The 26,932-nt window shown below is 66.3% G+C and carries 21 protein-coding genes and 2 tRNA genes; 13 read left to right on the forward strand and 10 right to left on the reverse strand.

What is annotated here, in order from left to right:
- Positions 1-188: 188 nt before the first annotated feature.
- Positions 189-1,682 carry a peptide MFS transporter gene (locus AUL38_RS02445; RefSeq protein WP_059058956.1) on the reverse strand — a complete coding sequence of 498 codons (1,494 nt, stop codon included), beginning with the start codon at positions 1,680-1,682 and terminating at the stop codon, positions 189-191.
- Between the two features lie 274 nt (positions 1,683-1,956).
- On the opposite strand from AUL38_RS02445, the gene AUL38_RS02450 reads away from it, so the two are divergent.
- The 4 genes from AUL38_RS02450 to AUL38_RS02465 all read left to right on the forward strand — a co-directional run bounded on the left by AUL38_RS02450 (position 1,957) and on the right by AUL38_RS02465 (position 5,846).
- Entirely contained in the window at positions 1,957-2,718 is a 762-nt protein-coding gene (locus tag AUL38_RS02450) for a FadR/GntR family transcriptional regulator (RefSeq protein WP_059058958.1), read from the forward strand.
- Complete coding sequence (locus AUL38_RS02455) at positions 2,715-4,265, forward strand: gamma-glutamyltransferase family protein (RefSeq protein WP_059058960.1); 1,551 nt, start codon at positions 2,715-2,717, stop codon at positions 4,263-4,265. The genes AUL38_RS02450 and AUL38_RS02455 overlap by 4 nt, the downstream gene beginning before the upstream one ends.
- Before the next feature lie 49 nt (positions 4,266-4,314).
- Positions 4,315-5,103, forward strand: coding sequence for a sulfite exporter TauE/SafE family protein (locus AUL38_RS02460; RefSeq protein WP_059058961.1), 789 nt, complete (start codon positions 4,315-4,317; stop codon positions 5,101-5,103).
- Positions 5,104-5,411: 308 nt separating this feature from the next.
- Positions 5,412-5,846: a hypothetical protein gene (locus AUL38_RS02465; protein WP_059058963.1), complete on the forward strand. Its 435-nt coding sequence runs from the start codon at positions 5,412-5,414 to the stop codon at positions 5,844-5,846.
- Between the two features lie 62 nt (positions 5,847-5,908).
- Here the strand turns inward: AUL38_RS02465 and AUL38_RS02470 are convergent.
- From AUL38_RS02470 to AUL38_RS02485, 4 genes are all read right to left on the reverse strand, one after another.
- A tRNA-Met gene (locus AUL38_RS02470) sits at positions 5,909-5,982 on the reverse strand.
- 262 nt (positions 5,983-6,244) lie between these two features.
- Entirely contained in the window at positions 6,245-6,532 is a 288-nt protein-coding gene (locus tag AUL38_RS02475) for a transcriptional regulator (protein WP_059058965.1), read from the reverse strand.
- 6 nt (positions 6,533-6,538) lie between these two features.
- Positions 6,539-6,964, reverse strand: coding sequence for a hypothetical protein (locus AUL38_RS02480; protein ID WP_059058967.1), 426 nt, complete (start codon positions 6,962-6,964; stop codon positions 6,539-6,541).
- Positions 6,965-7,080: 116 nt separating this feature from the next.
- Positions 7,081-7,154, reverse strand: a tRNA-Met gene (locus tag AUL38_RS02485).
- A 143-nt stretch (positions 7,155-7,297) separates the two neighbouring features.
- Here AUL38_RS02485 and AUL38_RS02490 point away from each other — a divergent pair.
- The 3 genes from AUL38_RS02490 (at position 7,298) to AUL38_RS02500 (ending at position 13,323) form a co-directional block, all read left to right on the forward strand.
- Entirely contained in the window at positions 7,298-9,220 is a 1,923-nt protein-coding gene (locus tag AUL38_RS02490; RefSeq protein WP_059058969.1) for a hypothetical protein, read from the forward strand.
- 133 nt (positions 9,221-9,353) lie between these two features.
- Complete coding sequence (locus tag AUL38_RS02495; protein WP_059058971.1) at positions 9,354-10,880, forward strand: S1C family serine protease; 1,527 nt, start codon at positions 9,354-9,356, stop codon at positions 10,878-10,880.
- Positions 10,881-10,950: 70 nt separating this feature from the next.
- Entirely contained in the window at positions 10,951-13,323 is a 2,373-nt protein-coding gene (locus AUL38_RS02500; RefSeq protein ID WP_059058973.1) for a CDP-glycerol glycerophosphotransferase family protein, read from the forward strand.
- A gap of 37 nt (positions 13,324-13,360) precedes the next feature.
- On the opposite strand, the gene AUL38_RS02505 is transcribed toward AUL38_RS02500, so the two are convergent.
- Positions 13,361-14,416, reverse strand: a complete 1,056-nt coding sequence (locus tag AUL38_RS02505; protein ID WP_235590571.1) for a glycosyltransferase family 2 protein — start codon at positions 14,414-14,416, stop codon at positions 13,361-13,363.
- 64 nt (positions 14,417-14,480) lie between these two features.
- Between AUL38_RS02505 and AUL38_RS02510 the strand changes: the two genes are divergently transcribed.
- The 4 genes from AUL38_RS02510 (at position 14,481) to AUL38_RS02525 (ending at position 18,744) form a co-directional block, all read left to right on the forward strand.
- Positions 14,481-15,713 carry a CDP-glycerol glycerophosphotransferase family protein gene (locus AUL38_RS02510; RefSeq protein ID WP_059059042.1) on the forward strand — a complete coding sequence of 411 codons (1,233 nt, stop codon included), beginning with the start codon at positions 14,481-14,483 and terminating at the stop codon, positions 15,711-15,713.
- A 230-nt stretch (positions 15,714-15,943) separates the two neighbouring features.
- The gene (locus AUL38_RS02515) at positions 15,944-16,885 is read left to right on the forward strand and encodes an ABC transporter ATP-binding protein (RefSeq protein ID WP_235590572.1); all 942 of its coding nucleotides are present in this window, start codon (positions 15,944-15,946) and stop codon (positions 16,883-16,885) included.
- The gene (locus AUL38_RS02520) at positions 16,855-18,426 is read left to right on the forward strand and encodes a hypothetical protein (RefSeq protein WP_059058977.1); all 1,572 of its coding nucleotides are present in this window, start codon (positions 16,855-16,857) and stop codon (positions 18,424-18,426) included. Before AUL38_RS02515 ends, AUL38_RS02520 begins: the two co-directional genes overlap by 31 nt.
- A 45-nt stretch (positions 18,427-18,471) precedes the next feature.
- Positions 18,472-18,744, forward strand: a complete 273-nt coding sequence (locus tag AUL38_RS02525; RefSeq protein ID WP_059058979.1) for a DUF3039 domain-containing protein — start codon at positions 18,472-18,474, stop codon at positions 18,742-18,744.
- A gap of 126 nt (positions 18,745-18,870) precedes the next feature.
- Here AUL38_RS02525 and AUL38_RS02530 read toward each other — a convergent pair whose 3' ends face one another.
- The 4 genes from AUL38_RS02530 to AUL38_RS02545 are packed head-to-tail and all read right to left on the reverse strand — an operon-like array spanning position 18,871 to position 25,717.
- Positions 18,871-20,193 carry a nicotinate phosphoribosyltransferase gene (locus tag AUL38_RS02530; protein ID WP_083506527.1) on the reverse strand — a complete coding sequence of 441 codons (1,323 nt, stop codon included), beginning with the start codon at positions 20,191-20,193 and terminating at the stop codon, positions 18,871-18,873.
- A 13-nt stretch (positions 20,194-20,206) separates the two neighbouring features.
- Positions 20,207-23,635, reverse strand: a complete 3,429-nt coding sequence (locus tag AUL38_RS02535; RefSeq protein WP_059058981.1) for an error-prone DNA polymerase — start codon at positions 23,633-23,635, stop codon at positions 20,207-20,209.
- On the reverse strand, positions 23,628-25,058 hold the full coding sequence (locus AUL38_RS02540; RefSeq protein ID WP_153006436.1) for a DNA polymerase Y family protein: 1,431 nt from the start codon (positions 25,056-25,058) through the stop codon (positions 23,628-23,630). The genes AUL38_RS02535 and AUL38_RS02540 overlap by 8 nt, the downstream gene beginning before the upstream one ends.
- 2 nt (positions 25,059-25,060) lie before the next feature.
- Complete coding sequence (locus AUL38_RS02545; RefSeq protein WP_059059045.1) at positions 25,061-25,717, reverse strand: hypothetical protein; 657 nt, start codon at positions 25,715-25,717, stop codon at positions 25,061-25,063.
- Positions 25,718-25,803: 86 nt separating this feature from the next.
- On the opposite strand from AUL38_RS02545, the gene AUL38_RS02550 reads away from it, so the two are divergent.
- On the forward strand, positions 25,804-26,127 hold the full coding sequence (locus AUL38_RS02550) for a DUF2469 domain-containing protein (RefSeq protein ID WP_059059047.1): 324 nt from the start codon (positions 25,804-25,806) through the stop codon (positions 26,125-26,127).
- Between the two features lie 154 nt (positions 26,128-26,281).
- On the forward strand, positions 26,282-26,806 hold the full coding sequence (locus tag AUL38_RS02555) for a M23 family metallopeptidase (protein WP_059058985.1): 525 nt from the start codon (positions 26,282-26,284) through the stop codon (positions 26,804-26,806).
- Positions 26,807-26,932 lie beyond the last annotated feature (126 nt).

Genomic DNA, 26,932 nt, shown 5'->3' on the forward strand with positions numbered 1-26,932 from the left:
GTTTCTGCTGCGCAAACTCGGTGGATGACCTGCGCCAGCAGCGATCGTGCTTCCCGCGGAGATGCAGCATGGTCGTGCCGCGGATCGCACGGAGTCTTGCGCGTATCCGGACAGAACGGACGACTGACGGGTTCGGGCGCAGGCCAACGCACGCAGCTGGTCCCGCTGCGTGCGTTGGCCGAGTGGTGCTAGTGGGTTGCCAGCGCGCGGTTGACGAGCCGGTACGCGACGGCGAGCGCAGCGATGAGTCCGAGTGAGACCGCCGCGACGATCCCGAAGTACTGCGCCTCTGCGCCCTCGCGGTACGCCTGCGAGATCCAGCCAGCGAAGGTCGATCCGCCAGCCATCGTCAAGAAGTACAGTGCCGTCATCTGCGAGTTCGCGGCCTTCGGTGCGAGCTCTGCGGTGAAAGACAGGGCTGCAGGGGCGAAGAGTGACTCTCCCAGCGCAAAGAACACCATGACGAGCAACGCGATGAGCAGCGGCATCGACTGACCGGTGCCGAGGCTGAACGGGATGATGACTGCGGCGCCGACGGACATGGCGATGACGCCGACGACGAGCTTGGTGACCGGCTGCATACGTGATGCACGGCTGCGCGTCCAGAGGACGGCGAGAAGCGCGGTGATGGCAGCGACCGCAAGGCTCTCAAGCGTGACAATGAGCGAGGGCGGCATGGTGAGTGAGCCCACGGTGAGGTTGATCTTCGTATCAGCGAAGACGGCGAACGCGGTGAAGAGCTGGAAGAGTAGGGTCCAGAACACGAGGCTCATGAGGAACACCGGAATGTAGCGGATCACCGAGCGGCGTTCGTCGGTCGTGACCTGTGGATTGGTGAGCAGCATCGTGAAGAGGCCGATGGTTGCGATGAGTACGACCAGGGCGACGACGTTGCTGATATTGTCGGCGCGGACGAGGCCGAAAGTGACGGCCGCCGCGATGACTGCGAGTCCAATCGCGGTGATGATGATCCAGCGGGTGCGCTGCGAGGCGGGGAGCGGGTTGGGTACGATGCCGGTGCTCGCGGGCAGACGCCGCATCCCGAAGACATACTGACCCAGGCCGAGCGCCATGCCGGCTGCTGCTGCACCGAACGCGACATGGAAGCCCCAGGACTGGTTGAGCCATCCGGTGACGAGCGGGCCAGCAAACGCGCCTAGGGTGATGCCCATGTAGTAGATCGAGTAGCCAGCGTCGCGTCGCGGTCCGCCGTTCGGGTAGAGCTCGCCAACCATCATGGTTGTGTTGACCTTCAGGCCGCCGGTGCCGACCACGATGAGGGCGAGACCGATGACGAGCCCAGTCAGGCCGGGCACGATGGCGAGCATGATGTGGCCTGCGAGGATCGCGGAGCCGCCGATCAGCACGACGTATTTCGGGGCGAGCACCCGGTCGGCGATCCAGGCGCCGACGATTTGCGCGATGTAGACGAGTCCGCCGTACGCGCCGGCGATGCCGAGAGCAACAGGCTGGGGGAGTCCGAGACCACCCTCAGCCAGCGAGTAGTACAGATAGTACGCAAGTAGGACCTGCAGGCCGTAGAAGCTGAAGCGCTCCCACATCTCCACGCCTGACAGGGTGAGCAGGCCGCTGGGTTTCGCATCGTCAACCACGACACCGAGGGCGCGTGTGACACCAGTCCCCGTGGCGGGGGTTGGGGCGGAAGGGCGGGATTTCGTCATTGATTCTCCATGGGGGCGTGCGGGCTGAAGCACCGCATACACCGCGGCTTGTGGCGGAGTGTAGCGGGCCTGTGGGTATCGAATTCGATGGGCTTCGGTGTATGGTTAATGAACTGTTGGTCTGACCATCTGCTCGAACGATTGGTAAATATACCCTGGTGGAGTGCGCCCCGTCAATTGCGGCGAGGCGGATCCCAGAACGGGGTAGTTTCGTAAGGTTGGCGGTTGCGATGCACCGACACGGTTTCTCCACTAGTGAACGAAAGGAGTGGCAATGGACTGGACCTCCATGAAGCCAGCGACGACGCTGTCGCTCCCGGATCGCCTCTCGGTAGACCTCGAGCGATTGATCCTCGACGGAGAGCTCGCGCCGGGGGACAGGCTGCCGCCGGAGCGCGAACTTGCGGAGCACCTCGGGGTGTCCCGGGTCTCGATCCGGGAAGCGCTGCGCGAACTTGAGAACCGGGGCCTCATTGACCGCAAGCCAGGCCGGGGCACCGTCGTGCTCAGCCCGGGTGAGCGATCAGGTATCGCCGAGCGTATCGGTGAGGCCGTGAGCTCCGCAGACGCCGAGATCCGCGACATCATGGAGCTTCGCGCGATCGTCGAGCCGCCGATTGCACGCATCACCGCTGGCCGCGCGCGGCCGCGTGACCTCGCGCAATTGCGTGATCTCGTCGAAGCGATGGAAAAGGACGTCACGAAGGATCGCTACGCCGAGCTCGACCGGGCGTTCCACCAGTCGATCGCGCAGTACACGCACAACCCGTTGCTCGAACTCATCAACGAGCAGATCGCGCAGCAGATCGCGCCGAGCCGCGGGAGTCGCTATCAAACCCGTGAGCGCCGACAGGTGTCGAGCGCCGCTCACCGCCGCATCTTCGAAGCGATCGCGGACGGCGACGGCGATCGCGCTGAGGCTGAGGCCCGCGCGCACGTGCTCGACATCGCCGAGCAGATCGCGATCGCCGGCAAACAGGGGCCGGCCAGCGACCCCACACCGACAGTAGAGAACGACCAGGAGACAGTGTCATGACCCCCGCACCGCTTGGCGCGATTTCAACCTCTCATCACCTCGCGACCGAGGCCGGAGCCGCAGTGCTGCGGGCCGGCGGGAACGCGATTGACGCCGCGATTACGGCGGCTGCGACGCTCTGCGTCGTTTACCCGAACAACGTGGCTCTTGGCGGCGACCTCGTCGCGATCGTGCGCAGCCCGGACGGGGAGATTCGGTTCCTCAACGCAACGGGTACCGCCCCCGCAGGGCAGAGCATCGAAGCGCTCCGCGACGTGCACGGCGATGCGCTCCCGCTCCGCGGCATCGACACCATCACGGTGCCGGGCGGGATCCGGGGATGGGAGGCCCTGCACCAGCTCGGAGCCACCCGGCAATGGAACGAGCACCTTGCGCCGGCCATTGGGTACGCGAGCGGCGGGTTCCCGAACTCCCGCTCGGTTGCCCGAGAGCTTCGCGCGGCGCAGCCGACGCTCGCGCAGGATCCGGGGGCACGTGACGTGTTCTATCCCGGGGGCGAACCGCTGGCGGAGGGCGACACACTCGTGCAGCCGGCCCTGGCACGCTCACTTGAACAGCTGGCTGCCGCTGGACCCGACGCGTTCTACGAGGGCGATCTCGCGCGCAGCTGGGTCGCAGGGCTGCAGCGGCTTGGGTCGAAGATCACGCTCGAGGACACCGCCGCCTACCGGCCGTTCTGGGATGAGCCCATCGAAACCGAATTCCGTGGTCTGCGCGTGCTCACCGGGCCGCCGAACACCTCCGGTTTCATGTTCCTTCGCGCGCTCAACGCCATCACTGCCGGCATAGCGGAGCCGCTCGGCGAGGGAGCCGGCAAGCTCGCGCGTGCGTTCTACGAAAGTAACCTCGTGCGCACCATGCTGCTGTCTGACCCGACCTTCGACGGCGCGACGGGCGACGAGCTCATCGCTGCGGTCGCCCCGGACCGGCCGATCCGAGGCGATGCGAAGGCGAGCGGCGATACCGTCGGATTCTCGGCGGTCAGCGCCGACGGCTGGGCCGTATCGTTTATCAACTCGGTGTACTGGGACTTCGGCGCGCATATCCTCGAGCCTGAGACCGGCATCATCTTTCAGAACCGCGGGACGTCGTTCTCGCTGGATCCCGAATCCCCGAACGCGTTCGCGCCCGGTAAGCGGCCGCGGCATACCCTCATGCCAGTCATGGTGCTCGAAGGGGACGAACTCCGCTACGTCCCAGCCACGATGGGCGGCGCGGCGCAGCCCCAGGTGCACACTCACCTGCTCGAGCGAATGCTGGCGGGTGCCGACCCCGCGGAAGCCACCCACGCACCGCGTTGGATGGTTGAAGAGATCACGGGCGACACCCAGGTGAGCGTCGTTGTGGAATCGGACGTGTCCGACACCGCGAAAGCGTCGCTCGAGGCCGAAGGCTTCGCGATCGTCACCGTGCCGTCTCGCGATGAGTCGCTCGGGCACTCGAACGTCATCCGTATCGACCGCCATGCCGACGGCAGCGTCGGGTACTCGGCGGCGAGCGATCCGCGCTCCGACGGCTCGGCGGCCGTCGTCGACGGGGCCGGCTAGGGGAGTCTCCCCACACCGCTCCACCTGCACTCTCCAATGAAAGATCGTTATGACCTCGACCGACTTTAATCAGCCCCGACCCTCGATGCTGGTGCTCGCGCTGCTTGGCGCGCTCACCGGGATGCTCTCCGGCCTCTTCGGCATCGGCGGCGGCGTCGTCCTTGTGCCCCTGCTCACCATCTTCCTCGGCTACCAGCAACGCTTGGCGGCGGGGACCTCGGTCGCCGCGATCCTCCCCGCCGCGATCGTCGGCGGCATCGGATACGGCATCCAGGGCAACGTGGACTGGATTGCGGCGTTGCTGCTCGCCATTGGCATTGTCGTCGGGGCGCAGATCGGCAGTTACCTGCTCGCCAAGGTTCCGACCGCTGCGCTGCGTTGGCTGTTCATGGTGTTTCTCCTCGGTGTGGTCGTGAGTCTTTGGTTCGTCGTGCCGCAGCGCGAGGCATCGATTGATATGACGGTGGCGGTCGGGACCGGGCTCGTGGGGCTCGGACTCATCACCGGTGTGCTCTCCGGCCTTCTCGGAGTTGGCGGCGGCGTCATCGTCGTGCCCGCGCTCATGTTCTTCTTCGGAGCGAACGACCTTGTGGCCAAGGGCACCTCGCTCATTATGCTGATCCCTGGGTCGATCTCGGGCACCCTTGGCAACTTCAGGCGAGGCAACGTCGACATGCGTGCTGCACTCGTGCTCGGCATCGCTGCGAGCATCCTGTCGCCACTCGGCTCAGTACTCGCGACCATGATCACGCCGTTTGCCTCGAACGTCGCATTCTCGCTGCTGCTCGCCTTCGTGCTCGGGCAGATGCTCTTCAAGACGCTGCGCGCCAAGAAGTAGCGACAGCAGGGCAGCGGTCCCACCGGGGCTGCTGCCTCGCGCGCGGCACACGAGCGTGCCGAGAGATGCTGCAGGGCGTCGCCGACTCCAGTCGGCGACGCCCTGTTTGTTTGTTTGTTCACCATTCACGTTTTAATCCACAGGTGTTATTCTGTTGTGGTGTGACCTTCAGGGCACCGGCGGCGAGGGGAGCGGGCGGTGCTCGTCAGCTGGCGAGTTCAAGGAGGAAGCGTGGGGTGCTTGTTGACGCGTGAGCGCGTTCCTGTGCGCGCATGCGCATCTGGTAGAGCTGCTGTGGAATCGGCCCAATGAGTCGGCAAGGATCTGCTGGGGCGGAACGCCCACTCCAGGAGCACTACCTCGCTGCGACAGCCACGGAGCTCAAGATCGCCACAGTCCCGCGACGGTTCGCCGCGGTCGCGGATGCGCGCTTATTGTTCCCACACAGCGGCAGCATCGAGGTCACGCACGACGTGCTTGAGCTGCGCGGGTGGCGCACCCTGCGCGCGCGGGAGACCGCAATCGTGTCTCGCGCCTATATCCCGGAATATAACAGGTTTACGGCGGGCGGCGTTCGTGGCGGGTTCCCGTCGCTTGGTGCGGTGCGACGTGCGGGCGCGCCTCTTGTCCTGGATCTGCGAAACCGCGAGCGGATCGTGCTGCTCATTGGTTACGACGTCGTGTCCGGTGTGACAAAGAATAGTTCCTGGCTGGTGGCGCTCCAGCGGTTCGTTGCTGGCTGAGCGCACCTCGGAGAAAGCGAAAGGTCCTGGTTTGGAATTCCAAACCAGGACCTTTCTCACAGTTGCGGGGGCAGGATTTGAACCTACGACCTCCGGGTTATGAGCCCGGCGAGCTACCGAACTGCTCCACCCCGCGTCACGTTCTCTAGCTTAATGCGGTGCGGGAGTAGCGACTAAAGCGGGCGAATCTTGGGCGTGTTGCTCGCTGGTTGGGTCGGTGCTGAGCGTGGCTCTGGGGGCGGCGTGGGCATGCGAGGAAATCGCGCAACGCGGAATGGCAGTGTTCTCGAGCTTCGTTCACAGGCCGCATTTCGGTGGGGTGCACGGGTGCTTGCGGTGGCGGCAGTCTCCTCCCGGGTTGGCGCCGTCGGGACCGCGTGTCGTGCGAGTCGGGTAGGTTACCCGCCGGCAATTCGGTTGAGGGTGGCTACCAGGTTCTTGAACGTCTGTTTACCAGCGGGCGACAGCCGCACTAGCGTGTTGCCATATCGGGTGCGGCGCTCCTTGGTGATTTCGACGAGGCCGCGCTCCTCGAGATCCCGGAGGATCTTCGAGAGATCGGGCATTGAGAGCCCCGTTGTCTCTTGGAGTGCTGGGTAATCAGCCTGTTCGACCTGGCTGAGGTGCGACATGGTGACGAATCGCTTCGGCGCCACGAGGTGCGCATCGATCTCTGTGTAGGACACGGGGGATCAGCGGCGGACGAGGAGCACGGCGTAGAACACGAGCCAGGCTATCGGGGCAAGGCCGGCAAAGAAGAAGGCCTCCGAGAGGGGGAGCGTTTCCCCCTGAGTGATGCCGCGCCAGATCGGAAGAAGGAGCCACACGGTGAAAACCGTTGTCGCGGTTGAAGCTTTGAGGCGTGGCTCGTTGGGGCGGCTCAACCGGCGGTTCACCCAGTGGTGTGCCGTGAGTATGGCACCCAGGGCAGGAGCGACGGCCCACCACGCTTGTCCACTCATGGCGAGGAATCCAGCGGTGAATGACAGGACCAGAATCCCCGCAGTGATGAGGTGGTCTGTGGTTCCCAGGTGCCGCCGTGGGCGTGGCGGCATGGTGGCGAGGAGCTGCTCGGCTTCGGGCTGCGATGGTGGCCGGTGGTGGTTTGAGTTGCTCATGTGTTGAGCGTAGCAACTACTTTCATTTCTTGAAAGTAGTGTTTTCGGCTTCGAACTCCCACGGGCAAAACAAAAAGCTCCTGATCAGAAATATCTGATCAGGAGCTTTTCTCCAGTTGCGGGGGCAGGATTTGAACCTACGACCTCCGGGTTATGAGCCCGGCGAGCTACCGAACTGCTCCACCCCGCGGCACAAGACATTACTCTACCACCGAACGCACGAGCGCGCCAATCGGCCCCATCGTTGGCCTGTGGATAGATATTCGCGGAGATCCCAAGCAGCGGGCAACCTGACGATCCAAGATGTTTCTTCTTCGACGAAAGGTTGTCCGCATGAATCACCCCGCACCTGAGCGCCGTCCGCGCAGGCGGCTTCGGCTGCTCTCAACGTTGCTCGCAGTTCCCCTGCTGCTACCTGCGGCAGCCTCCGCAGCACAAGGGGCGAGTTTCGAAGGCATGCTGTCCTTCGGTGGATATCACGTCGGCGCGTTTATTGCCGCAGACGGTTCTCGCGCCTACTGCCTCGAACCAGGCGCCGACGCGCCCCTGAGTGCGCAAGACACACCCATCAAGGTTTCGGAGCTCCCCGCATATTCGATCTCGGTCAACGACGCGTGGGGGTGGAAAGGACAGGTGCGAACCTCGGCGGCCTCCGGGCAGCAGCTCCGCCAGATGAACTGGGTGCTGGCCGAACACGGGGACACCGCTGACGCAGCGAAAGCTGCCGCAGTGCAGATCGCGCTGTGGGAGATTCGGCGCGAGCCAGGCAATGCCGCGTGGATCGATGGGAAGTACGACCTGTTTCGCAAGAACGGGGGCTCGAGTCATATCCAAGCGGGGAAGCGGCTCGCCGTTGAATCGAAGACCGCTGCGGTCGGGCCCGGCGTCACAGAGCCGAACGGCGCCCTGGAGCTCGTGGCTGGTGACAGCGATGGAACTGGGACTGTGAGCTATCCGGCAGGCACGGTCTCACTGGCCATCGAGGGCGGAACATTCGAGGACGGTTCGACTGAGCTCAAGATATCGGGCAGCGAGCGCGGCAGTGTGGGCTGGGAAGCGATCCCTCACGAGCCAGCCTGGAGTCGCTTGAACGATGTGCGGATCTCCGGGAAGTGGTCGCTCAAACAGAAGTATTGGCCGGCCGAACTCATCTTGCACCCGGCCACCCGCGATACCGAGCAACGGATCGGATCGGGAGTGAAGCCCGTCATCGGGGACAACACTGGGGTCTTAGACGGGGTAGTCGCGACGTTCGACAGCCGCTTCGCGCCCGCCCTCGCGACGCAAGTCCCCAGAGACATCGTGCTCCGGGAAGACGGAGTCTTCAGCGACACAGTGACGGTTACTGCGGCGGATTCTCCCTGGCCCACCAGAGGGAATGGGGAGTACCTTCCGCTGGTCGCGGATGGCACGCTCTACGGCCCATTCGATGCGCCGCACGCCGAGAGCGTCGACCCTCCGGAGGGAGCGCCTGTAGCGGGCAGCGCGTCGCTGGCGATTGATCAGGGACCTGGTGACTACAGTGCGGACCTCCCGGTCCCCGGGGCATCCTCCGGGTATTACTACTGGGTGTGGGGCATTAGCGAGGAGCGCCAGTCGGAAGAGGTGCGGCGTTCGGAGATACTTGAGCCGGGGGCCAGATACTCAGACCGCTTTGGCGTCCTGACCGAACGGCAACTTGTAGCGACGGAGCTCAGATTGGAGACCCGCTTGCTGGAGACCACCCTCGCACCCGGCTCACGGGTACTCGAGGATACGGTTCGGGCGAGTGCGGTGGGTGGCAGCTGGTTGCGTGACGACGCGGGCCAGCGCATACCGGCCAACGTTCGGCTGACGTTTTATCAGAGCGATACCGTGCCGATCCGACAGGCGGCAGCGCCCGATGACGCGCGGGAGTTGGGTGCAGTGTTTGTCGAGCTCACTGAGCCCGAGACCTGGGTAGCCGCGCCACCGTTCGAGATCCCCGCCGACACCCAGGGGTGGGTGACGGTGCAGGCTTGCGTGTTCAACGAAGACCAATCTGAGACAGCACTTGGCCTGATCTCGGAATGGTGCGATGACTTCGGAGTCCCCGACGAGACCGCAGAGCTGACGGTTGAGCCGGTCACGTCCTCGAAATTGGCACAGACCGGAGCGGCCGCGGGTGGGATGTCGACGACGTCAATGTCTGCTCTGCTCATTGCAGCTGGGATGGCAACGGCAGGCGGGGTGCTCAGCGGAATCGTGGTCATCAGGAAGCGCCTTGACCGGCGTTAGAGAGGGTCACTCGAGCGCCGGAACACAGGGGTTCGGGCCGGGCTGTTTCGCTATCCGCAGAAGTTGTGCAGCTTTCCCAAACGTAATTCATAGACTTACACGAAATGCTTGAGTCATCGAGAGAGGAGCCACGATGGCAGACAACAACTTCACCCCGGAACCGGGTGCCACTTCGGGCGAACCACAGCACCCAGTACCCGGCAACGGGGCGGGGGATCAGCCTTCGCAGGCACCGTACGGGACGCAGGTTCCACCTGCGGTAACTCCCGCATTTGGGGCTCAAGCAGGGGGATACCCGACAGCGCATCCCACGTCGCAGCCAGGCGCGCAGCCTGAAGGACTCACACAGGAGTTCCCGACGCAGGCACTTGCCGACACGCTGAGTGCGCCCACAGCGCCCGGGCAGCCACCTCAGCCGAACCCCGGCAAGCGGGGGCACTCGACCGGGACGTTCCTGGCGGGACTCGCGGTCGCCGCACTCATCGGAGGGATTGTGGGCGGCGGGGTCTCCTCCCTCGTCGTCGCGAACTCCTTCCCGAAGGGAAACGCTGTTTCGCAGCAGGGCGGCACGGTGAAGCTCAATAATCCTGAGACCGCAACGGATATCTCCGGTGTAGCGATGGTCGCCACGCCGAGCGTTGTGACGCTGTCGGTTGAATCGCAGACCGAGGCCGGGTCTGGCTCTGGCGTGATCTACAGCGAAGACGGCTACATCATCACGAACGCGCACGTCGTCACGCTTGACGGAGCAGCCACGGATCCCCGCATTCGGGTGAAGCACAGTGACGGCCGCGTGTTCGACGGCAAGCTCGTGGGCGTCGCGCCCTATTCCGACATTGCCGTTGTGAAGATCGAAGCCGAGGGGCTCACGCCCATCGAAGTCGCCGATTCGAGCAAGGTCAACGTCGGCGACCTCGCGGTCGCGATCGGTGCGCCAATGAGCCTCTCCAACACCGTCACCAGCGGTGTCGTGAGCGCCTTGAACCGTGGCATCTCCGTCGGGAGTGCGCTTATCCCGCAGGACCCGAACCAGGAGGGGCAGGAAGACCCCCGCGGTGAGGGAAGCCCGAACGACGGCGGCCGCGGGTTCCCCTGGGACTTCCGCTTTGACACCCCGGGTGAGAGCCAGAACACGCAGCAGGCCGGGGGCCAGGTCACCCTCCCAGTGGTGCAGACCGACGCGTCGATCAACCCGGGCAACTCGGGCGGCGCCCTCCTCAACGCGAAGGCAGAGCTCATCGGGATCAACGTTGCCATTGCGTCGCCAGGCGCAACCGAAGGCAACGCGTCGAGCGCCGGCCTCGGCTTCGCGATCCCCGCGGACCTTGCGACCCGTGTCGCTGACGAGATCATCGCAGGCGAGAAGCCCTCGCACGGTCTGCTTGGCGCGAGCGTCGTCGACTCCAGCCTGGACACGGACCAAGACGCGAACCACGCAGGCGGGCTCATCAAGGAGCTCGTACGAGGCGGCGCTGCAGCCAAGGCTGGGCTGAAGCTTGGCGATGTGATCACCGGGGTTGACGGTATTCCCGCGGCAGACGGCACCTCGGTGTCGGCGCTCATCCGCATGCACGCTGGCGACAGCGAAGTGACCATCGATTACACCCGCCAGGGTGTTGCCGGACAGGTCAACGCGACCCTCGGTACCCTCGACTGGTAACCGAATCTCCTCTCTCACGAAAGCGGGCACCACGCGCGGTGCCCGCTTTCGTGTTCTACAGTTGAAACAAATGAGTACGAGCCGATTCCACTTCTCGAGCGGAAACCTGTCGAAGGTCCTCGCGATCCCGAAATACATGCTGTCGTGGCTGCTCGCGCTGTGCATTCCGCGAGCGCGCGGCACGTGGGCCTTTGGCAGCGGAATCGGGGTGGGCGAAGGAGCGCTCGCGCTCGCGCGCGAGGTCGCCAGCACGCAGCCCGATGCCAAGATCAGCTGGCTCGTCGCCACTGACACCGAAGCGAGACTCGCTGCGGACGCCGGGTTCATCCCCGTGATGCGTCAGGGCTGGCGTGGCTACTGGACCACGCTGCGCGCGGCAACGCTGGTCGTCACCCACGGCCTCGGCGATGTGAACCGGTTCGGGGTGTTTGGCGGCACCATCGTGCAGCTCTGGCATGGTGCCCCGCTTAAGCGGATCCACCTCGACTCGCCCGTGACGACCGCGATTGGTGGCCCCGCGATCCTTCGCGGCGTGCTGCGGCGTATGTACGAGCGAGGAACGAAACAGGTGGCGCTCTACGTCGCAGGCTCAGTTACGGCAGCGGAGCGGCTCCGATCGGCGTTTCGTGTTGCTCCCGGGAAGGTGCAGGTCCTCGGTGACCCGCGCGACGATGCGCTCGCACGCCAGGCCGTAGACCCGACCCTCGCCCACGCCGCGAGAACATCGGTGGCAGAGCTGCTCACCGCACACGGTGCCGCGCCGCTCGCCGAGGGCGAAAAGCTCGTGCTCTACGCGCCGACCTGGCGTGACGGCGACACCGATCCGGCGATTCCCAGCAGCGATGAGATCGGCATGCTCCGAGACGCGCTCGCCAGCGCGCACGCACGACTCGTCATTCGCTCCCATCCGCTCGGCGAAGGTGAATACGACAGCGCCGTGGGGGAGCATATTCACCTCCTCGGCAGTGACGTCGCCCGCGACATCACCCCACTGCTGGGCGGATTCGACGCCCTCATCACTGATTTCTCCTCGATCGCGATCGACTATTCGCTGCTCGAGCGCCCCGTGCTCTGGTTCGCGCCCGACCTCGCAGACTACACGCGCACGCGCGGGCTCTACGAGGCACTCGAAGTGACCGCTGGCACCATCGTGGAACGCGACTGGGCGGGTGTTGCACGCGCCCTCGAACCAGCCCTCACCGCAGGCAGCGCAGCGCACCGTGAGTCGACGCGCGCGGTGCGGCGCATCGCGGCCCGCTTCCACGAACACCGCGACGGGCAGAGCGCGACGCGTGTGCTCGCAGCGATTGGACGGCTCCACCTCCCCCCAACCGAGCTGGTCTCGGCCGACGGAGTGTTCTTCGAGAGCTACTACGGGAGGCAGGTGAGCTGCAACCCGCTCGCAATCGACCGAGAGATTGCAGCACGCTACCCCGCGCTGCCGCGCTACTGGAGCGTCACCAGCGAACGGCAAAGCGTGCCAGCCGGCGCTACGCCCGTGCTCGTCGGCGGGCGCGAGTGGTTCGCGGCGAGACGCCTCGCAACCCTCGTGGTCGTCAACGACTGGCTCCGCTACGGCTTCACACGATCCGCAGGGCAAACGGTGCTGCAGACCTGGCACGGCACGATGCTGAAACATCTCGCGCTCGGCAGACCGAACGTCTCGCTGCGCACCCGGCTCGCAATCCGCCGCGAGAGCCGACGGTGGAGCCTCATGCTCTCGCAAAACCCCCACTCGACTGAGCAGTTCCGCGAGAGCTACGCGTTCAGCGGCGAGATCATCGAATCAGGGTATCCGCGCGACGATAGGCTCGCGCGTGCCGACCTCGGAGACGCACGCAACCCCATCGAACGGTCGACGGCACGGCTCGCACTCGGTATCCCCGAAGGCGTCTCCGTGCTCGCGTACGTGCCGACCTGGCGCGACCAGGGCGCCGCTGTCGTCGACGAGCTCAACGTGAACGCGCTCGCCGCCGAGCTCGGCGATGACTGGGTGGTCGTCGCCCGCGGGCACACCCGCACGCACGCCTTCGGCGGCTACCTGCGGGGCGACCCGCGAGTCATCGATGCTTCGGCGCATCCAGACATCAACGACGTGATCCTTGCCGCTGACCTGCTCGTGACGGACTACTCATCGGTGATGTTCGATACGGCAGTCGCTGGCGTGCCGATGGCTTTCTTCGTGCCCGACCTCGCAGCGTATCGCGACCGTGAACGCGGCTTCACCTTCGATTTCGAACAGACCGCTCCCGGGCCGCTGCTCACCGCTCGCACCGACGTCGTGGCGCACGCGCGCGAACTCCAGGCGCATGGCGCTGCAGCGCCGTGGGTGGCAGCATACGCGGAGCCCTACGCGGCCTGGCGTGCACAGTTCACTCCGCACGACGACGGGAACGCCACGGCGCGAGTGGTTGACTGCCTCGAGGAGCTGGGCGCGCTGTAACCTGGTCGCGCGTGCGGCGTCGGTCAGACCTTGGCGGCTACGCCCGCGAGCGGTCCACGACGCGGCCACCGCCGAAGGTGATGCCGCGGAGGAACCCGGTGCCCCAACTCGTGTGCATGGTGACGAGCGCGACCGCAGTGAGCGCGCGGTCGCGCAGCCCGCGCTGCTCAGGGATTCGCCACACGGCGAACCCGATGCCGAGCGCGTAGAGCGCGAGCGGGAGCCAACCGAGCGACCACCAGCCCCACGGCAGCACGGTCGTGAGCTGCAGGGCAAGCACCACGAGTGACACCGCGAGCGCAATGACGAGGGTGCCAGGCGCGAAGAAGCGCCACGGGTTCGCACGCCCGTACTTGCGCACGAGCACTGCGCGCCACGTGCCAGTCGCGAAGAACTGTTTCGCGAGGTCACCGAAGCTTGCCCGCGGCCAGTAGGTGACGCCGAGCGCCGGCTCAAACCAGACCGCGAAACCGGCACGGCGGATCCGCAGGTTGAGCTCCCAATCCTCACCGCGCAGAATTGCGGGATCGTAGCCCCCAACGGCCTCGACGGCCTCACGCCGGAAGATGCCGAGGTACGCAGACTCTGCCGGACCCGGGGTGCCGTCTCCGTGATAGGCGCCGCCGCCGAGACCATACGGGCTGTTGTAGCCTCGCGCGATCGCCCGCTGTACCGGAGAATTGCCCGCCGCGCGCATGACACCGCCGACATTCGCGGCGCCAGTGTCTCGCAGTGCGGCGACACCGCGCTCCGTGTAATCGGGCGTGAGCTCGGAGTGCGCGTCCACGCGGATGATGACCGCGTGCGTGCTCGCCCCGATCGCGTGGTTCAAACCTGCCGGGATATCTCGCTCCGGGTTATCGATGAGTCGGACCCGGGGGTCAGCCGCAGCGATCTCACGCGCGATCTCATTACTCCGGTCGCGTGAGGGCCCGAGCGCGAGGACGATCTCCTTCTCGCCGCGGTACTCCTGCGCGAGGATCGTGGTGACGGCCCGCGCGAGGTAGTCCTCCTCGTTCAGGACGGGCATGACGTAGCTGACCGCTGGGGTAGCAGGCAACGGCGGCAACGAGGGGTTTGGGGCAGTCTCCACCCGATGATCCTCCCATAGCTCGCCTCTGTGCTGCCCGTTCGGTCTCGAGGGCTATTCTGGTGTGATGCAAATTGTGAAGGACAGCAAACGTGCCGTGAAGCTCGCCAAGCGGGTCCTCAAGGGGCGTCGCGCCTACTTCGAACTCAAGGGGCTGCTCGCTGAACGTGGCGAGCTCCCCGAGCAGCGATTCCGCGTCGGGGTGTACTTTGCCGACAGCGACGTGAACATCTATCAGATGCGCCAGTGGTACGCGCCCCTGCAAGAGCTCGCCAAAACTCATCCCGTTGTGCTCATTGCTCGCAACGCAGCTGGTGCGCTCCAACTCATGCGCGAGAGCGATCTCGACGTTGCTTTCGTCCCCAAGGTCACCGGCATCGAGAAGTTCATCGACACGCAGCAACTTGATGTGATCCTCTACGTCAACCAGAACACTCGCAACTTCCAGATGATGCGGTATGGCGAGCGCTGGCACGTCTTCATCAACCACGGTGAGAGCGACAAAATGTACATGACGAGTAATCAGTACAAGACGTACGATTACGCGTTTGTTGCGGGCGATGCTGCGCGGGCTCGGCTCGCCAAGGCACTGTGGCAGTACGACGTTGAGTCGCGCACCATGGCGATTGGTCGTCCGCAGACGGATCACCTGGGCGGGGAGCCTGCGTACACGCCCGACGATCGCACCGTCGTGTTCTACGCGCCGACGTGGGAGGGGGATCGGCCTGCTGCGAGCTACGGATCAGTGTTGACGCACGGCGAGACCCTGGTCAGGCAGCTCATCGCAACCGGGCGACATCGCGTCATCTACCGACCGCACCCGCGCTCGGGCGTCGTAAGCCCCGAGTTCGGGGCCGCGAACGAGCGGATCATCGCCATGCTGGCCGAGGCAAACCAGGCCGATAGCTCAGCGCAGCACGTCTATGACGAGTCCCCGGTGCTCGGGTGGCAGTTGCGTCTGCCCGACGTTGCAATCTGCGATATCTCCGCGATGGTCTACGACCGGCTTGCAACGGGTCGGCCACTCATGGTGACGCGCCCACTGTCACCGGAGGCCGAGGTCGATGAGGGCGGCTACCTCAGCGTGTGCGAGTGGCTCGACGCGGCCGAAACTCCCGACATCGTCGCTGTGCTCGACCGAGTCATCGGGGATACGGTCGCCCGTGAGCGTCTTGGAGAATGGTCGACACGCTACTTCGGTGACACCTCGTCGGGGGCGCCGACTCGCCGATTCCATGCCGCGATCGAGACGCTGCTGGATCGAGCCGACGCCGAACGAGCCGCCGCGACGCGCGAGTAGTGGCGGAGCGGGTCACGCGAGATCTGCAGCGGCATGCCCAAACAGGAGCCGTGAGAAAGCTGCCAGAGTTCACGGGCTCGGCACACCATGCTCACAGACCCTCGTTCATTTGGTAGGTTAGTGGGGTGCTGCCAGAAACCCCGTCATCGTCGTCTGATGCATTGCCGGACGTGGGGTTCGGCGCTGCTGAAACCGCTTCCCCCGCACCCTCAAGCGAGGTGCCGCCTCCTGTGAGCGCCCCCGCGGCACCGCGTGTGCGGCGAAGCCGCACGGCTGCGCCCGGCGAGGTAGCGGCTCCGGAATCAAGTGACGCGCCTGCGGCGCCAGCTCCGGCGCGAAACCGCATTGAGGTGCCGACCCCGTCGGTCGTGCGGGCGCGAGAGCGCGGACGCATCGCCGAGCAGAACCCCGTGGTGCTCCGCACCGAGATGCTGACCAAGGTCTACGGGAGCACGGTCGCGGCGAACGAAGTGTCGTTTGAAGTGCACGCGGGATCACTCACCGGTGTCGTCGGTCCGAACGGTGCGGGTAAGACGACGACGCTGTCGATGATTAGTGGGCTGCTGCGCCCGAGCTCTGGCCGAGTCTCCGTGGGAGACGTCGATGTGTGGGCTGACGGGGCAGCTGCGAAGCGCCTCATCGGAACGCTCCCTGATAGGCTCCGACTCTTTGACCGCCTGACAGGTGCACAGCTGCTCTATTACTCTGGCGTGCTGCACGGCGTCGCCGAGGCTGAGGTCGCCAAGCGCAGTGCCGAACTGGCTCAGGCGTTCGGGCTCGAATCTGCGCTCGACCGACTGGTCTCCGACTATTCCGCGGGTATGCAGAAGAAGATTGCCCTTGCATGCTCGATGATTCACGCCCCCGATGTGCTGGTACTCGACGAGCCGTTCGAAGCGATTGACCCCGTCTCTGCCGCAAATGTGACGGACACCCTCGAAAAGTACGTTGGCGGTGGCGGAAGCGTCGTCATGTCGAGCCACAGCCTCGAACTCATCCAGCGGGTGTGCGACCACGTCGTCATCATCGTTGACGGTTCCGTTATCGCGCAGGGCACCGTCGATGCGGTCCGCGATGGCATCAGCCTCGAAGACCGTTTCCGCGCCCTCACCGGTGTCGACGAGTCGCAGAAGGGGCTGCAGTGGTTGCACGGCTCTTCCGACTCCGAGTAGCGGCAGCAGGGGGCCTCTTCCGAGGCTCGGTCACGCGAGGGATTCGCGTCGCCATCCTCATTCTGCTGTGCTTCGCTGCGGCAGCACTCGCTCCGTTCGTGACGTCCTGGCTGACGGCGCCGGGATCGCTGCGCACCGTGCTCGACGTGATGATCGGTGGCGTCGTGCTCGCGGCCGCGCTGCTCGTGCCATTCTTCGACAACCGACGGAACCTGGTGCCCAGGCAGTTCGCACAGTTCCCATCGGGCGCCGGACGCGTCGCCTGGGGGCTGCTGGTCACCACCGTGATGAGCTGGCCGTTCCTCGTGATGCTGGTCTGGCTCGTTGCCTTCTGGTGTGCTCGCCCCGAGTGGCAGGCGAGCGGAGGTATCGCGCCGCTGGCGCTCGTGCTCGCCGCGCTGTTCGCGATCGTCGCCGTGCGGTTTGCCTCCGGGCTGGCGCAGCTCATCGTCGGTGAGCGGTACGCAGGGGGACTGCGCCTGACCGGTGGCGTGCTGACGATTGCGCTCTTGCCGCTCCTGGTGTTTGTGATCGCGGAGAGCCTGCGATCCGCGACGAACCAGGTGCTTATTGACGCCGCCGGAGTGCTTGCCTGGACACCGTTCGGTGCCCCCTTCGCGGCGATTGCCGATGCAAGCGCGGGAGACCTCACGACAGCCGCGACACGCCTCGCGGTTGTGGGCTCGACGATCGTGTTGCTCGCCATCGCGTGGTTCGGGATCACGAGCAGGTCGCTGCGCTCGATCGAGCGTCCTCGTGACGTGCTCAGTGCACGCCGCGGACTCGGCTGGTTCGAACGTTTCCCTGCGCGGCCTGCTCCGGTCATCGCGGCTCGTCAGCTTACTTACTGGCAACGCGACCCGCGGTACCGCATCGCCCTGATTGCGCTGCCTATCGCGCCGGCGGCGATCGTTGCCGCGTTCCTCATCGCCGGCGCCGACGTTCGGCTTGCCGCTGCACTCCCGCTGCCGATCTTCATGCTGTTGCTCGGCTGGGCGCAACATAACGACATCGCGATGGATTCGACTGCGATCTGGGAGCACGTCGCGAGCGGTATCAAGGGATGGGCAGACCGCGCCGGCAGGCTCGCTCCCGCGCTCTTCTTTGGCGTCCCAGCGGCGATCATTGGGTCGAGTATCACGGTGACGTTCATGGGGGACTGGCGGGTGTTGCCAGCTGTGATCGGTATGAATATCGGCGTCCTGTGTATCGCGACGGGTGTCGCGAGCGTATTTTCGGCGCTCATGCCGTACCCGGCAACCCGGCCGGGGGACAGCCCGTTCGTGCAGCCGCAGTGGTCGGGTTCGGGCTCGGGAACCTCGCAGACGATCTCCATGCTCGTGGCACTGGTGCTCTCGATCGCCCCGGTCTGGATATCGGCCGTCGCGATCGCCGAAGTCTCATTCCTTGGCAACATGTGGGCGCTCCTATTCGGAATCGGGTTCGGCCTCGCGGTGCTCCTCGGCGGAGTGGCGATCGGTGGTCGCATCTTCGATAAGCAGGGGCCTGAGATTCTCGCGGTCACGCAGATCTTCGACTAACACATTCGCCGGGCGTTCCCGCGCTCGAGCGGGTAGAATGTCGGTATGGGTATTTTCTCGCGTAACGCACCGGAAACAGGTGGCGGCCTCGACGTTCTCGATCGCGAACTAGAAGAGCTTCTCGAGGACTCGCAGATTGAGGATGGCGACCACGAGCGCTTTTCTCACTATGTGCCAAAAGACAAGATTGTCGAGTCTGCAGTCACGGGCAAGTCAGTCCGCGCACTGTGCGGGAAGAAGTGGACGCCGTCACGCGATCCCGAGCGCTTCCCGGTCTGCCCGGACTGCAAGAAGGTCTACGAGCGGATGAAGAAGTAGTTTCTCCCATTCCACCGCCACCGCGCGCTTAGCCGATGCCGCTGACGCGAAAACCCATCACTGTGACGTCAACAGTGATGGGTTTTCGCGTAGGTGATGCCTCCGCGGAGCGGTGGTGCCCCGGTCCTAGCGGTACTCGGTTGGGATCGCCGGATCGCCTCGGGTGAGGCTCATCGCGACACGCGGGAGCTCCGCGACTGACTCGCGGTGGCGATCACGGGCGAGCGCGATACCGTCCGCACCAACGTACTGCGGCTGCACCTCGCCGCCGATGACGAGATGCTCGAGCACCTCGCGGCTGCTCTCTGCAACATCCGCGCCCTCGGCTTCGCCTCCCGGGCCGTCACCGAGGAAGACGAGCTCTGCCCGTGCAGCGCCGCGGGCGTTGTGCAGTCGGCGCACGCTCTTGCGCCCGCCGACGGAGGCTTTGTCGGTGCTCTTCTTGGCGACGGACACCCATTCGCCGTTGTCGTCCTCGCGGGCGACGAGCTTGTAGACCATGCCCATCGTTGGGCTGCCGGACCCGACGACGACGGAGGTGCCGACCCCGAAGGAATCGACGGGGGAGGCAGCGAGCGCCGCAACCGTGTGCTCGTCGAGGTCGTTCGTGACGGTGATGCGGGTGTGTGTCGCACCGAGCGAGTCGAGCAGCTCGCGCACTTCGACGACAACTACGGGAAGGTCACCGGAGTCGATGCGTACGGCGCCGAGCCCGGTGCCGGCAACCTCGACCGCGGTGCGGACGCCCTGTTCGGTGTCGTAGGTGTCGACGAGCAGCGTGGTGTCCGGGCCGAACGCCGCGATCTGCGCTTCGAAGGCCTCACGCTCGCTGTCGTGGAGCAGCGTGAAGGAGTGCGCGGCGGTGCCCATCGTTGGGATCCCGTAGCTGCGGCCGGCCTCGAGGTTCGAGGTCGCGCTGAAACCGGCTACATAGGCTGCGCGTGCCGCAGCGACAGCGCTGCGCTCGCTGGTGCGGCGCGAACCCATCTCGGCGAGGGGCTTGCCGTTCGCCGCGTAGACCATGCGTGATGCGGCGGTCGCGACCGCCGAATCGTAGTTCATGATGCTCAGGGCGAGCGTCTCGAGGATGACGCCCTCCGCGAAGCTCGCTTCAACCGTGATGATTGGGGAGCCAGGGAAGAACACTTCGCCCTCGGGATAGCCCCAGATGTCACCGGTGAACCTGTAGTTTGCGAGCCAGTCAATGGTGTCCGCGCTGACGACGTTGTTTGCGCGAAGGAACTCGAGCTCGGCATCGCCGAAACGGAAGTCGGTGATGGCTTCGAGGAGGCGCCCGGTGCCGGCGACGACGCCGTAGCGTCGCGCCCCCGAGAGCCTGCGCGCGAACAGCTCGAACACGCTGTTTCGGTGCGCAGTGCCGGCCTTCAGCGCGGCGTCGACCATGGTCAGCTCGTAGTGATCCGTGAGCAAAGCAGTAGAAGTGTTCACCTCGCCAGCATAGCTAACGGAAGTCGCGTGACGCGATAGCCTGCGGCGCCGGAAGCGGCTCGAAGCTGTGAGCGATGACGTTGAACACCCCCTCGGGAGAGCTGTCCGCTACGCCGCGCACGATGAGTGCCGGTGAGGACTGCGCCACGAACCGGTGTGCCTGCCACACCTTTGCCCACACGACAATGTTTACCGTGCCGCGTTCGTCCTCGAGCGTGATGAACGTCACACCGGCAGCTGTGCCGGGCCGCTGCCGGTGGGTGACGAGTCCGGCGACGGCGACGGTGGAGCCGTTTGCGGCAGTGCGCGCGAGGTCCGAACGCATGATCTTGCGTGCGTCCAACGTCTCTCGCAGCAGTGCGAGCGGATGGGTGCCGGTTGCGACCCCCGTCGTCCAGAGATCGAGCGACGTCTGTTCCGCATCGGTGAGCACAGGGAGCAGCGGCGGCTGCACGTACACGGCGATACCCGGCAGAAACCGATCCCGGTTCTCGGAAGCCGGGCCCGCGCCCCAGAGCGCGTCGCGGCGACTGAGCCCGAGACCCGCGCATGCACCCGAGGAAGCGAGCGCCTCGAGCTGCTCCTTGTCGAGATCCGCCCGCCTGGCGAGATCAGCGAGATCGGCGAATGGCCCGTTCGAGCGGGCCGCAACGATCCGCTCGGCCACCCGAGCCCCGATCCCGCGCACCTCGGCGAGCCCGAGCCGCACCGCGAAGCGGCCGTCGCGGCGATGCTTCCCGCTCGTATCCGGGGCGGTGTCGTCGAACGGGCCGACCTGCGGCTGGTCGTGCGCGGCGCACTCGGGAAACCCGGTCGGTGCCAATGGGGTTGCCGAGCCGTCGGATTCAACACCCGCGTGCACCGCCGAGTGCTGCACGTCGGGCGGCAGCACGGCAACACCGTGCCGCTTCGCGTCCTCGGCGAGGCTGCGCGCCGAGTAGAACCCCATCGGCTGCGACTGTAACAACCCCGCGAGAAACACCGCCGGGTAGTGCAGCTTCAGCCATGAGCTCACGTACACGATGAGCGCGAAACTGATCGAGTGGCTCTCGGCAAATCCGAAGTCGGCGAAGGACTCGAGTTGGGTGTACACGAGCTGCGCCTGTTCGCCGTCGATGCCGTTGGCGCGCATGCCGGCGAAGATCTTCTCGCGCAGCGAATCCATGCGCTCCTTGCCGCGCTTCGAGCCCATGGAACGCCGCAGCAGATCCGCGTCCTCGCCCGTGCACCCGCCGACGGTCGTCGCGATCTGCATGAGCTGCTCCTGGAAGAGGGGGATCCCGAGCGTGCGCGCGAGCACCGGTTCGAGACTCGGGTGCGAGTACGTGATCTCCTCCTTCCCAGCTCGGCGCCGCAGGTACGGGTGCACCGCGCCACCCTGGATCGGGCCTGGCCGGATGAGCGCGATCTCGATGACGAGATCGTAGAAGCTGCGAGGCCTGAGCCTGGGCAGGGTGTTGAGCTGGGCACGGCTCTCGACCTGGAAGACACCGATCGCGTCGCCCCGGCAGAGCATGTCGTAGACGCCGGCCTCTTCTTTGGGGATCGTGTCGAAGGTCCACTCCTCGCCGGTTGCCGCCGTCACCATGCGGAGCGTTTTATCGATCGCGCTGAGCATGCCGAGGCCGAGCAGGTCGAACTTCACGAGCCGCATTGCTGCGCAGTCGTCCTTGTCCCACTGCAACACCGTGCGGTTGTCCATGCGTGCGTGCTCGATCGGGCAGACCTCACCGACTGGTCGCTCAGTGAGCACCATGCCTCCCGAGTGGATGCCGAGGTGCCTGGGTGCCCCCTTGAACTCGCTTGCAAGTCGGAGCACGGGCTCCGGGATCGCCGCGTAGGGGGAACGCGGGTCGTCGGCCGGGGTATTGCCCGGTTTGCCCTGGCGTTCTCTTCGCTGTGTCCGCTCGCTGCCAGCGTCGCGCGCGTTCCCGGTCTTGTGGACCGGGGTCGGCGTGTGCTCGGCCGCGCCCCCGTCGGCCTGCGAATCACTGACCTCGGGGAAGTCGTCGTGGTGGCTGATGCTCGCCGTCCATGCCCGCTGCTCAGTGGGGCTGTAGCCGAGCGCCTTCGCCGCGTCGCGGATCGCCGCCTTCGGGCGGTACGTGATGACGTTCGCGACCTGCGCGGCGTTGCGCCTGCCGTACGTTGCGTACACATACTGGATCATCTCCTCGCGCCGCTCGGAATCAAAGTCGACGTCGATGTCCGGCTCCTCCTCGCGCAGGCTCGACAGGAAGCGTTCGAACGGCAGACCGTAGAAGATTGAATCGACCGAGGTGACCTTCAACAGGTAGCAGATTGCTGAGTTTGCGGCGGAGCCGCGCCCCTGGCAGAGGATCCCGCGCGATCGCGCCTCTCGCACAATGTCGTGCACGATGAGGAAGTAGCCGGGAAAATCGAGCTGCTCGATGACGTCGAGCTCGCGTTCGATCCGCTCTCTGCGTGGCGCATCGAGGGCGTCTTGACCGGCACCGTAGCGCTCCGCGGCGCCCTGCCAGACGAGCTCCCGCAGCCAGCTCATTTGGGTGTGCCCCTCGGGGAGATCGAGCTTGGGGAGCCGGGGCGTCGCCTCCCTGAGCGAGAACGCGAGTTCGCGCGCGAGTGGCACCGTGCGGGCGACGGCATCGGGATGCAGAGCGAAGTGACGGAGCATCGCAGCCGGGCTGCGCAGGTGCGCGGCCCCCGAGGCAGGCAGATGCGGATCGAGCTCGGTGAGGCTGCGCCTCGCCCGGACCGCTGCCATCGCCTCGGCGGTGCGGGTCTCGGGCCTGGTCGCCGCGTGCACCGCACCCGTCGCAAGTGTCGGCAGCCCTGCCTCGGAAGCGAGCGCCGCGAGCCGTGCGTTGCGCTCATCGTCACCCGGGTGCCCGTGGTTCGTGAGCTCGACGAACACGTTGTCGTACCCGAAGAGCGCGGTGAGCCGGTCGAGCTCGGCGCGCGCGGCAGTCTGGCCGAATGTACCGCCCTGCGCGAGCGCCCGCCGCACCGCACCCTTTCTGCAGCCGGTGAGGATCGCCCAGTTGCCGTCCGCGGCCCCCGCAAGCTCCTCAAGATCGTAGACGGGGCGGCCCTTCTCGCCGCCGGCGAGCTGCCCTTCGGTGATCGCTGAGGCGAGCCGGTGGTAGCCGGCCGTGCCACGGGCGAGGGCGAGCAGGTGGGTGCCCGCGGGGTCGGCTGCGCCGAGCTGCGGGGCATCGAGCCCGAGGGTGAGCTCGGCGCCGTAGACGGTGAGGAACCCCGGCGCGGCGAGCGCGGCCTCCGCGAACCGGGGCGCGCCGTAGAAGCCGTCGTGGTCGGTGACGGCGAGGCCCGCGATCCCGAGTCTGCGCGCCTCGGTGACGAGCTCCTCGGGGGAGGACGCGCCGTCGAGGAAGCTGTAGTGGGAGTGCGCGTGCAGCTCCGCATACTCGACTGGCGCGGTGCCGTGACTGTCAGTCATAGTGGCCCTCCGCGAACCAGCTCACGGCGGTCTCGCGCACGGTCGCGAGCAGCAACCAACTATCGCCGGTATCGAGCTCAAGCTGCATCCGGAAACGATCGGGCCTGCCCTCCCACCAGCGTTCCCGCACCGGCCACGGCTTCGACCAGCCGCGCACCGTTCCCGGAGTCTCACGCGCCTCCACCCGGAGCGTGTGCGGCGTCGCCGCGAGCAGCTCCTCGGCGTCAATGCCGACGGAAGCGCCGGCCGCATCGAGCAGCCGCGCGCGCAGCGGCGGATCGAACACGAGACTCGGCAGCGGGGCGGTAAGCGCTCCAGGCCACGGCCCGGGTGCTCGCTCCCGGCGTGGCGCTGAGCCCCAGTACGTGAACCGTTGCCGTTCGAGCAGCAGTCGTCCGCCGTCGAGCGAGACCGTGCCAACCCCGCTAGGACCGAGCAGCCCCTGCGCACGGCTCAGGTGGTGGTGCACGCGTTCGTCGGGCCCGCTCGTCCACAGCCCAGGCTCGTGCGACGCGACCCGGTCGGTGCGCACGGGCGCGATCCGCACCGCCGCGATCCCGGCCCCTGCGCGTTCCTCGCCGGCCGCCCCTGCAAGGCCAGCGACGAGCGTCTCCGACTGCCAGCGAAGCCGCGCGAGCGTGTCCTGCGGCGAGAAGAACCGCGGGTGTGCCCAGTCCCGTTCGTGCCTGATCCCGATGTCATCGGTGAGCGTCACCCGCAGCGACGTGCACACGAGCCGCTCCTCGGTGAGCGCAGCAATGAACCGTTCGACAAGCGCGCTGCAGGCGAACGCGAGCTGTTCGGTGCCAGCGATGGGCGGCTCGAAGTCCAGGTGCAACGCAAAATCGCGTGCGGCACGCTGCGCGCGGATCGGCTCACCCCGCTCGGCATCCTCACCACGCGCATGGCGGTGTGCGAGCACACCCGCCGGCCCGAACCGCGCCCGCACGGCATCCTCGGGGAGCGCGGCGAACGCCCCCAGCGTGTAAATGCCGAGCCCCGGGAGTAGCTGCCCGAGCCGCTCGTCGGTGCCGCAGGCCACCGGGAGTTCGCTGAGGAACGCCGCCGACTCGCCCGGCTCGACCACACGCACGCCATCGGCGAGCGGCGGGTTCAGGCGTGCTGCCTGCTCGGCGGCGAAGCGGCCGTCTGCGATCCCAACCAGCGCCGCGCCGAGGCCCTCCTCGCGCGCGAACTCGAGCAGCACAGCCGCCGCGGCACGTTCACCGCCGTAGTAGCGCGCCGGCCCGCGTGCGCGCATCGCGACGAGCCCGGGGCTCAGCTGCTCGATCTCGGGTACGAGCTCGGTGAGCTTCGCGAACACGGGCGCAAAGTCTCGCGGTTCGCCAGCGTCCTCGGCTGCGGCCTCGCCCGCCTGCGGCCAGTCGGCGAGGAGCAACACGATGACCCGCTCGGGAGGCACCGTCACACCGCCCGGAGCGCGCGCAGCGGTGCCGGCTGCGTGCGAGCCACGGACACGCTGCCGCGTTCGAACCGTACCGAGTGCTGTTTCGTGCCGCGGCGATCCTCCGACCGCACGGTGAGCTCGCGGTCAGTGAGCGTGCCGTGCCCCGCGCCGAGGCCCGTCCAGCGCGAGGCAACCACGGAGAGACGGGACTCGCTGCGGGCCCACTCGCCGACGACGACGAGTGCAGAGCCGTGCTCGCGCAGCCGGGCAGCGAGCCGTTCAATGTCGGCGGGGGACACACGGGTATCGAAGCGCGCGACCACGATCGACAGCGTCTCGCTGAGCGTGCCGGCGAGGGTGAGGGCGTGCCTGCCAGGCTCGGGAATGAGTACGCAACGGTCGAGCGCGATGCCGAGCGAGACAGCTGCCTCCGCACCAAACCCTGGGCAGCCAAGCACGCCGCACCAGGCCCCGCCCTGTGACGCCTCCGCGAGGAACGCGAGGGCGAGTTGCCACGAGCCCTGCACCGAATACGCGGCACCGGCGCGCAACGCCCCGCCGGGCAGCAGTGCGCCAAGCCCGGGGGTCGTCGGCAGCGCGCGCTCGTCGATCCGTAGCGGCTGCATCTCGGTGATGCGCTGCCGCAGGTCGGGAAGCGAAGCTGCGGAACTCATGCGACCATATTCGAACATATGTTCGAATCAGTCAAGCTGGAGGGAGTGGTGCCCGCGTGTCGCCGAAGCGGCATAGGATGGGGGTGATGAATGAGGACGATCTTGAGGAATACGAACGCGATGCAGAGCTGGCGCTGTTTCGCGAATACCGCGATATCGCGAGTCAGTTCCGATACGTAGTCGAAACCGAGCGCCGCTTCTACCTCGCCAACGAGGTTGATTTGAAGCGGAACGACGCCGGAAACGACTTCTACTTCGAACTCACCATGGGTGACGTGTGGGTGTGGGATGTGTACCGTTCCGACCGTTTCGTGAAGTCGGTGCGCGTACTCACATTCAAGGACGTCAACGTGGAAGAGCTGTCGGCTCGCGAATTTAAGTTGCCGCAGGAGCTGTCGCTCGACGAATAGCCGCTGTAGCTGATGGTGGGGATCCCCGGATACGGGGCTGCCCCGACCGTTTGACCGTTGTCCACATTCGTGGACGGAGCGAGATTGGGCCGAAAGGCCTCATGCTGTGTGGAGTCTCGCGAGGCGGCCGGGAGCCGCGACGCAGACTGGGGCAATGATCTCAGTGCTGCTTCCTGCGAAACGATTCATTCGGAGCGCCCAGCGAGCCCTTGCGGCGGCTGTCACGCTCGTCCTGACGGCCGCACTGCCGGCAGCGTCAGCTGGCGGCCGCGAATACTGGTTGCCGCCGCTCGAATCGCCGCTGCAGGTCTCAGGCGAGTACCGTCCGCCACCGACCCCGTATGCCTCGGGTCACCGTGGCATCGACCTTCCCGCTGCGCCTGGTGATGGGGCTCGTGCGCCCGTCGCAGGCACCGTGAGCTTTGTCGGCAGGGTCGCCGACCGGCACGTGCTGTCAATCCGCGTCGATTCGCGCACGGTCGTGTCCTTTGAGCCCCTCGAGCAGGCAGGCAACGGGCTCGCTGAGGGGGACGCTGTCGCCCGTGGGCAGGCCATCGGGCAGGTCGCAGGGGGCGGGCACTGCCTCGCGGAATGCCTGCACCTCGGGGTGCGTGTCGACGATGCGTACGTGAACCCGCTGCAGTACTTCTACTCGCGGCCGGTGCTGCTGCCGTGGTAGTTAGCCGGTGGCACTGAGTTGCTGGGGATGTAGAACGCGATTGGGCTACGCGCGCGGGTGTGCCTGCCGATACGTCGCAGCGAGCCGCTCCATCGAGACGTGCGTGTATACCTGGGTGCTGGACAG

This window comes from Leucobacter sp. G161, assembly GCF_001482305.1.
GTDB lineage: Bacteria > Actinomycetota > Actinomycetes > Actinomycetales > Microbacteriaceae > Leucobacter.

What these genes read in the sequence shown, in the direction of transcription:
- AUL38_RS02445 (WP_059058956.1), bottom strand. Translation starts at nt 1,682, where the DNA reads ATGACGAAATCCCGCCCTTCCGCCCCAACCCCCGCCACGGGGACTGGT.
- AUL38_RS02450 (WP_059058958.1), top strand. Translation starts at nt 1,957, where the DNA reads ATGGACTGGACCTCCATGAAGCCAGCGACGACGCTGTCGCTCCCGGAT.
- AUL38_RS02455 (WP_059058960.1), top strand. Translation starts at nt 2,715, where the DNA reads ATGACCCCCGCACCGCTTGGCGCGATTTCAACCTCTCATCACCTCGCG.
- AUL38_RS02460 (WP_059058961.1), top strand. Translation starts at nt 4,315, where the DNA reads ATGACCTCGACCGACTTTAATCAGCCCCGACCCTCGATGCTGGTGCTC.
- AUL38_RS02465 (WP_059058963.1), top strand. Translation starts at nt 5,412, where the DNA reads ATGAGTCGGCAAGGATCTGCTGGGGCGGAACGCCCACTCCAGGAGCAC.
- AUL38_RS02480 (WP_059058967.1), bottom strand. Translation starts at nt 6,964, where the DNA reads ATGAGCAACTCAAACCACCACCGGCCACCATCGCAGCCCGAAGCCGAG.
- AUL38_RS02490 (WP_059058969.1), top strand. Translation starts at nt 7,298, where the DNA reads ATGAATCACCCCGCACCTGAGCGCCGTCCGCGCAGGCGGCTTCGGCTG.
- AUL38_RS02495 (WP_059058971.1), top strand. Translation starts at nt 9,354, where the DNA reads ATGGCAGACAACAACTTCACCCCGGAACCGGGTGCCACTTCGGGCGAA.
- AUL38_RS02500 (WP_059058973.1), top strand. Translation starts at nt 10,951, where the DNA reads ATGAGTACGAGCCGATTCCACTTCTCGAGCGGAAACCTGTCGAAGGTC.
- AUL38_RS02510 (WP_059059042.1), top strand. Translation starts at nt 14,481, where the DNA reads ATGCAAATTGTGAAGGACAGCAAACGTGCCGTGAAGCTCGCCAAGCGG.
- AUL38_RS02525 (WP_059058979.1), top strand. Translation starts at nt 18,472, where the DNA reads ATGGGTATTTTCTCGCGTAACGCACCGGAAACAGGTGGCGGCCTCGAC.
- AUL38_RS02535 (WP_059058981.1), bottom strand. Translation starts at nt 23,635, where the DNA reads ATGACTGACAGTCACGGCACCGCGCCAGTCGAGTATGCGGAGCTGCAC.
- AUL38_RS02545 (WP_059059045.1), bottom strand. Translation starts at nt 25,717, where the DNA reads ATGAGTTCCGCAGCTTCGCTTCCCGACCTGCGGCAGCGCATCACCGAG.
- AUL38_RS02550 (WP_059059047.1), top strand. Translation starts at nt 25,804, where the DNA reads ATGAATGAGGACGATCTTGAGGAATACGAACGCGATGCAGAGCTGGCG.
- AUL38_RS02555 (WP_059058985.1), top strand. Translation starts at nt 26,282, where the DNA reads ATGATCTCAGTGCTGCTTCCTGCGAAACGATTCATTCGGAGCGCCCAG.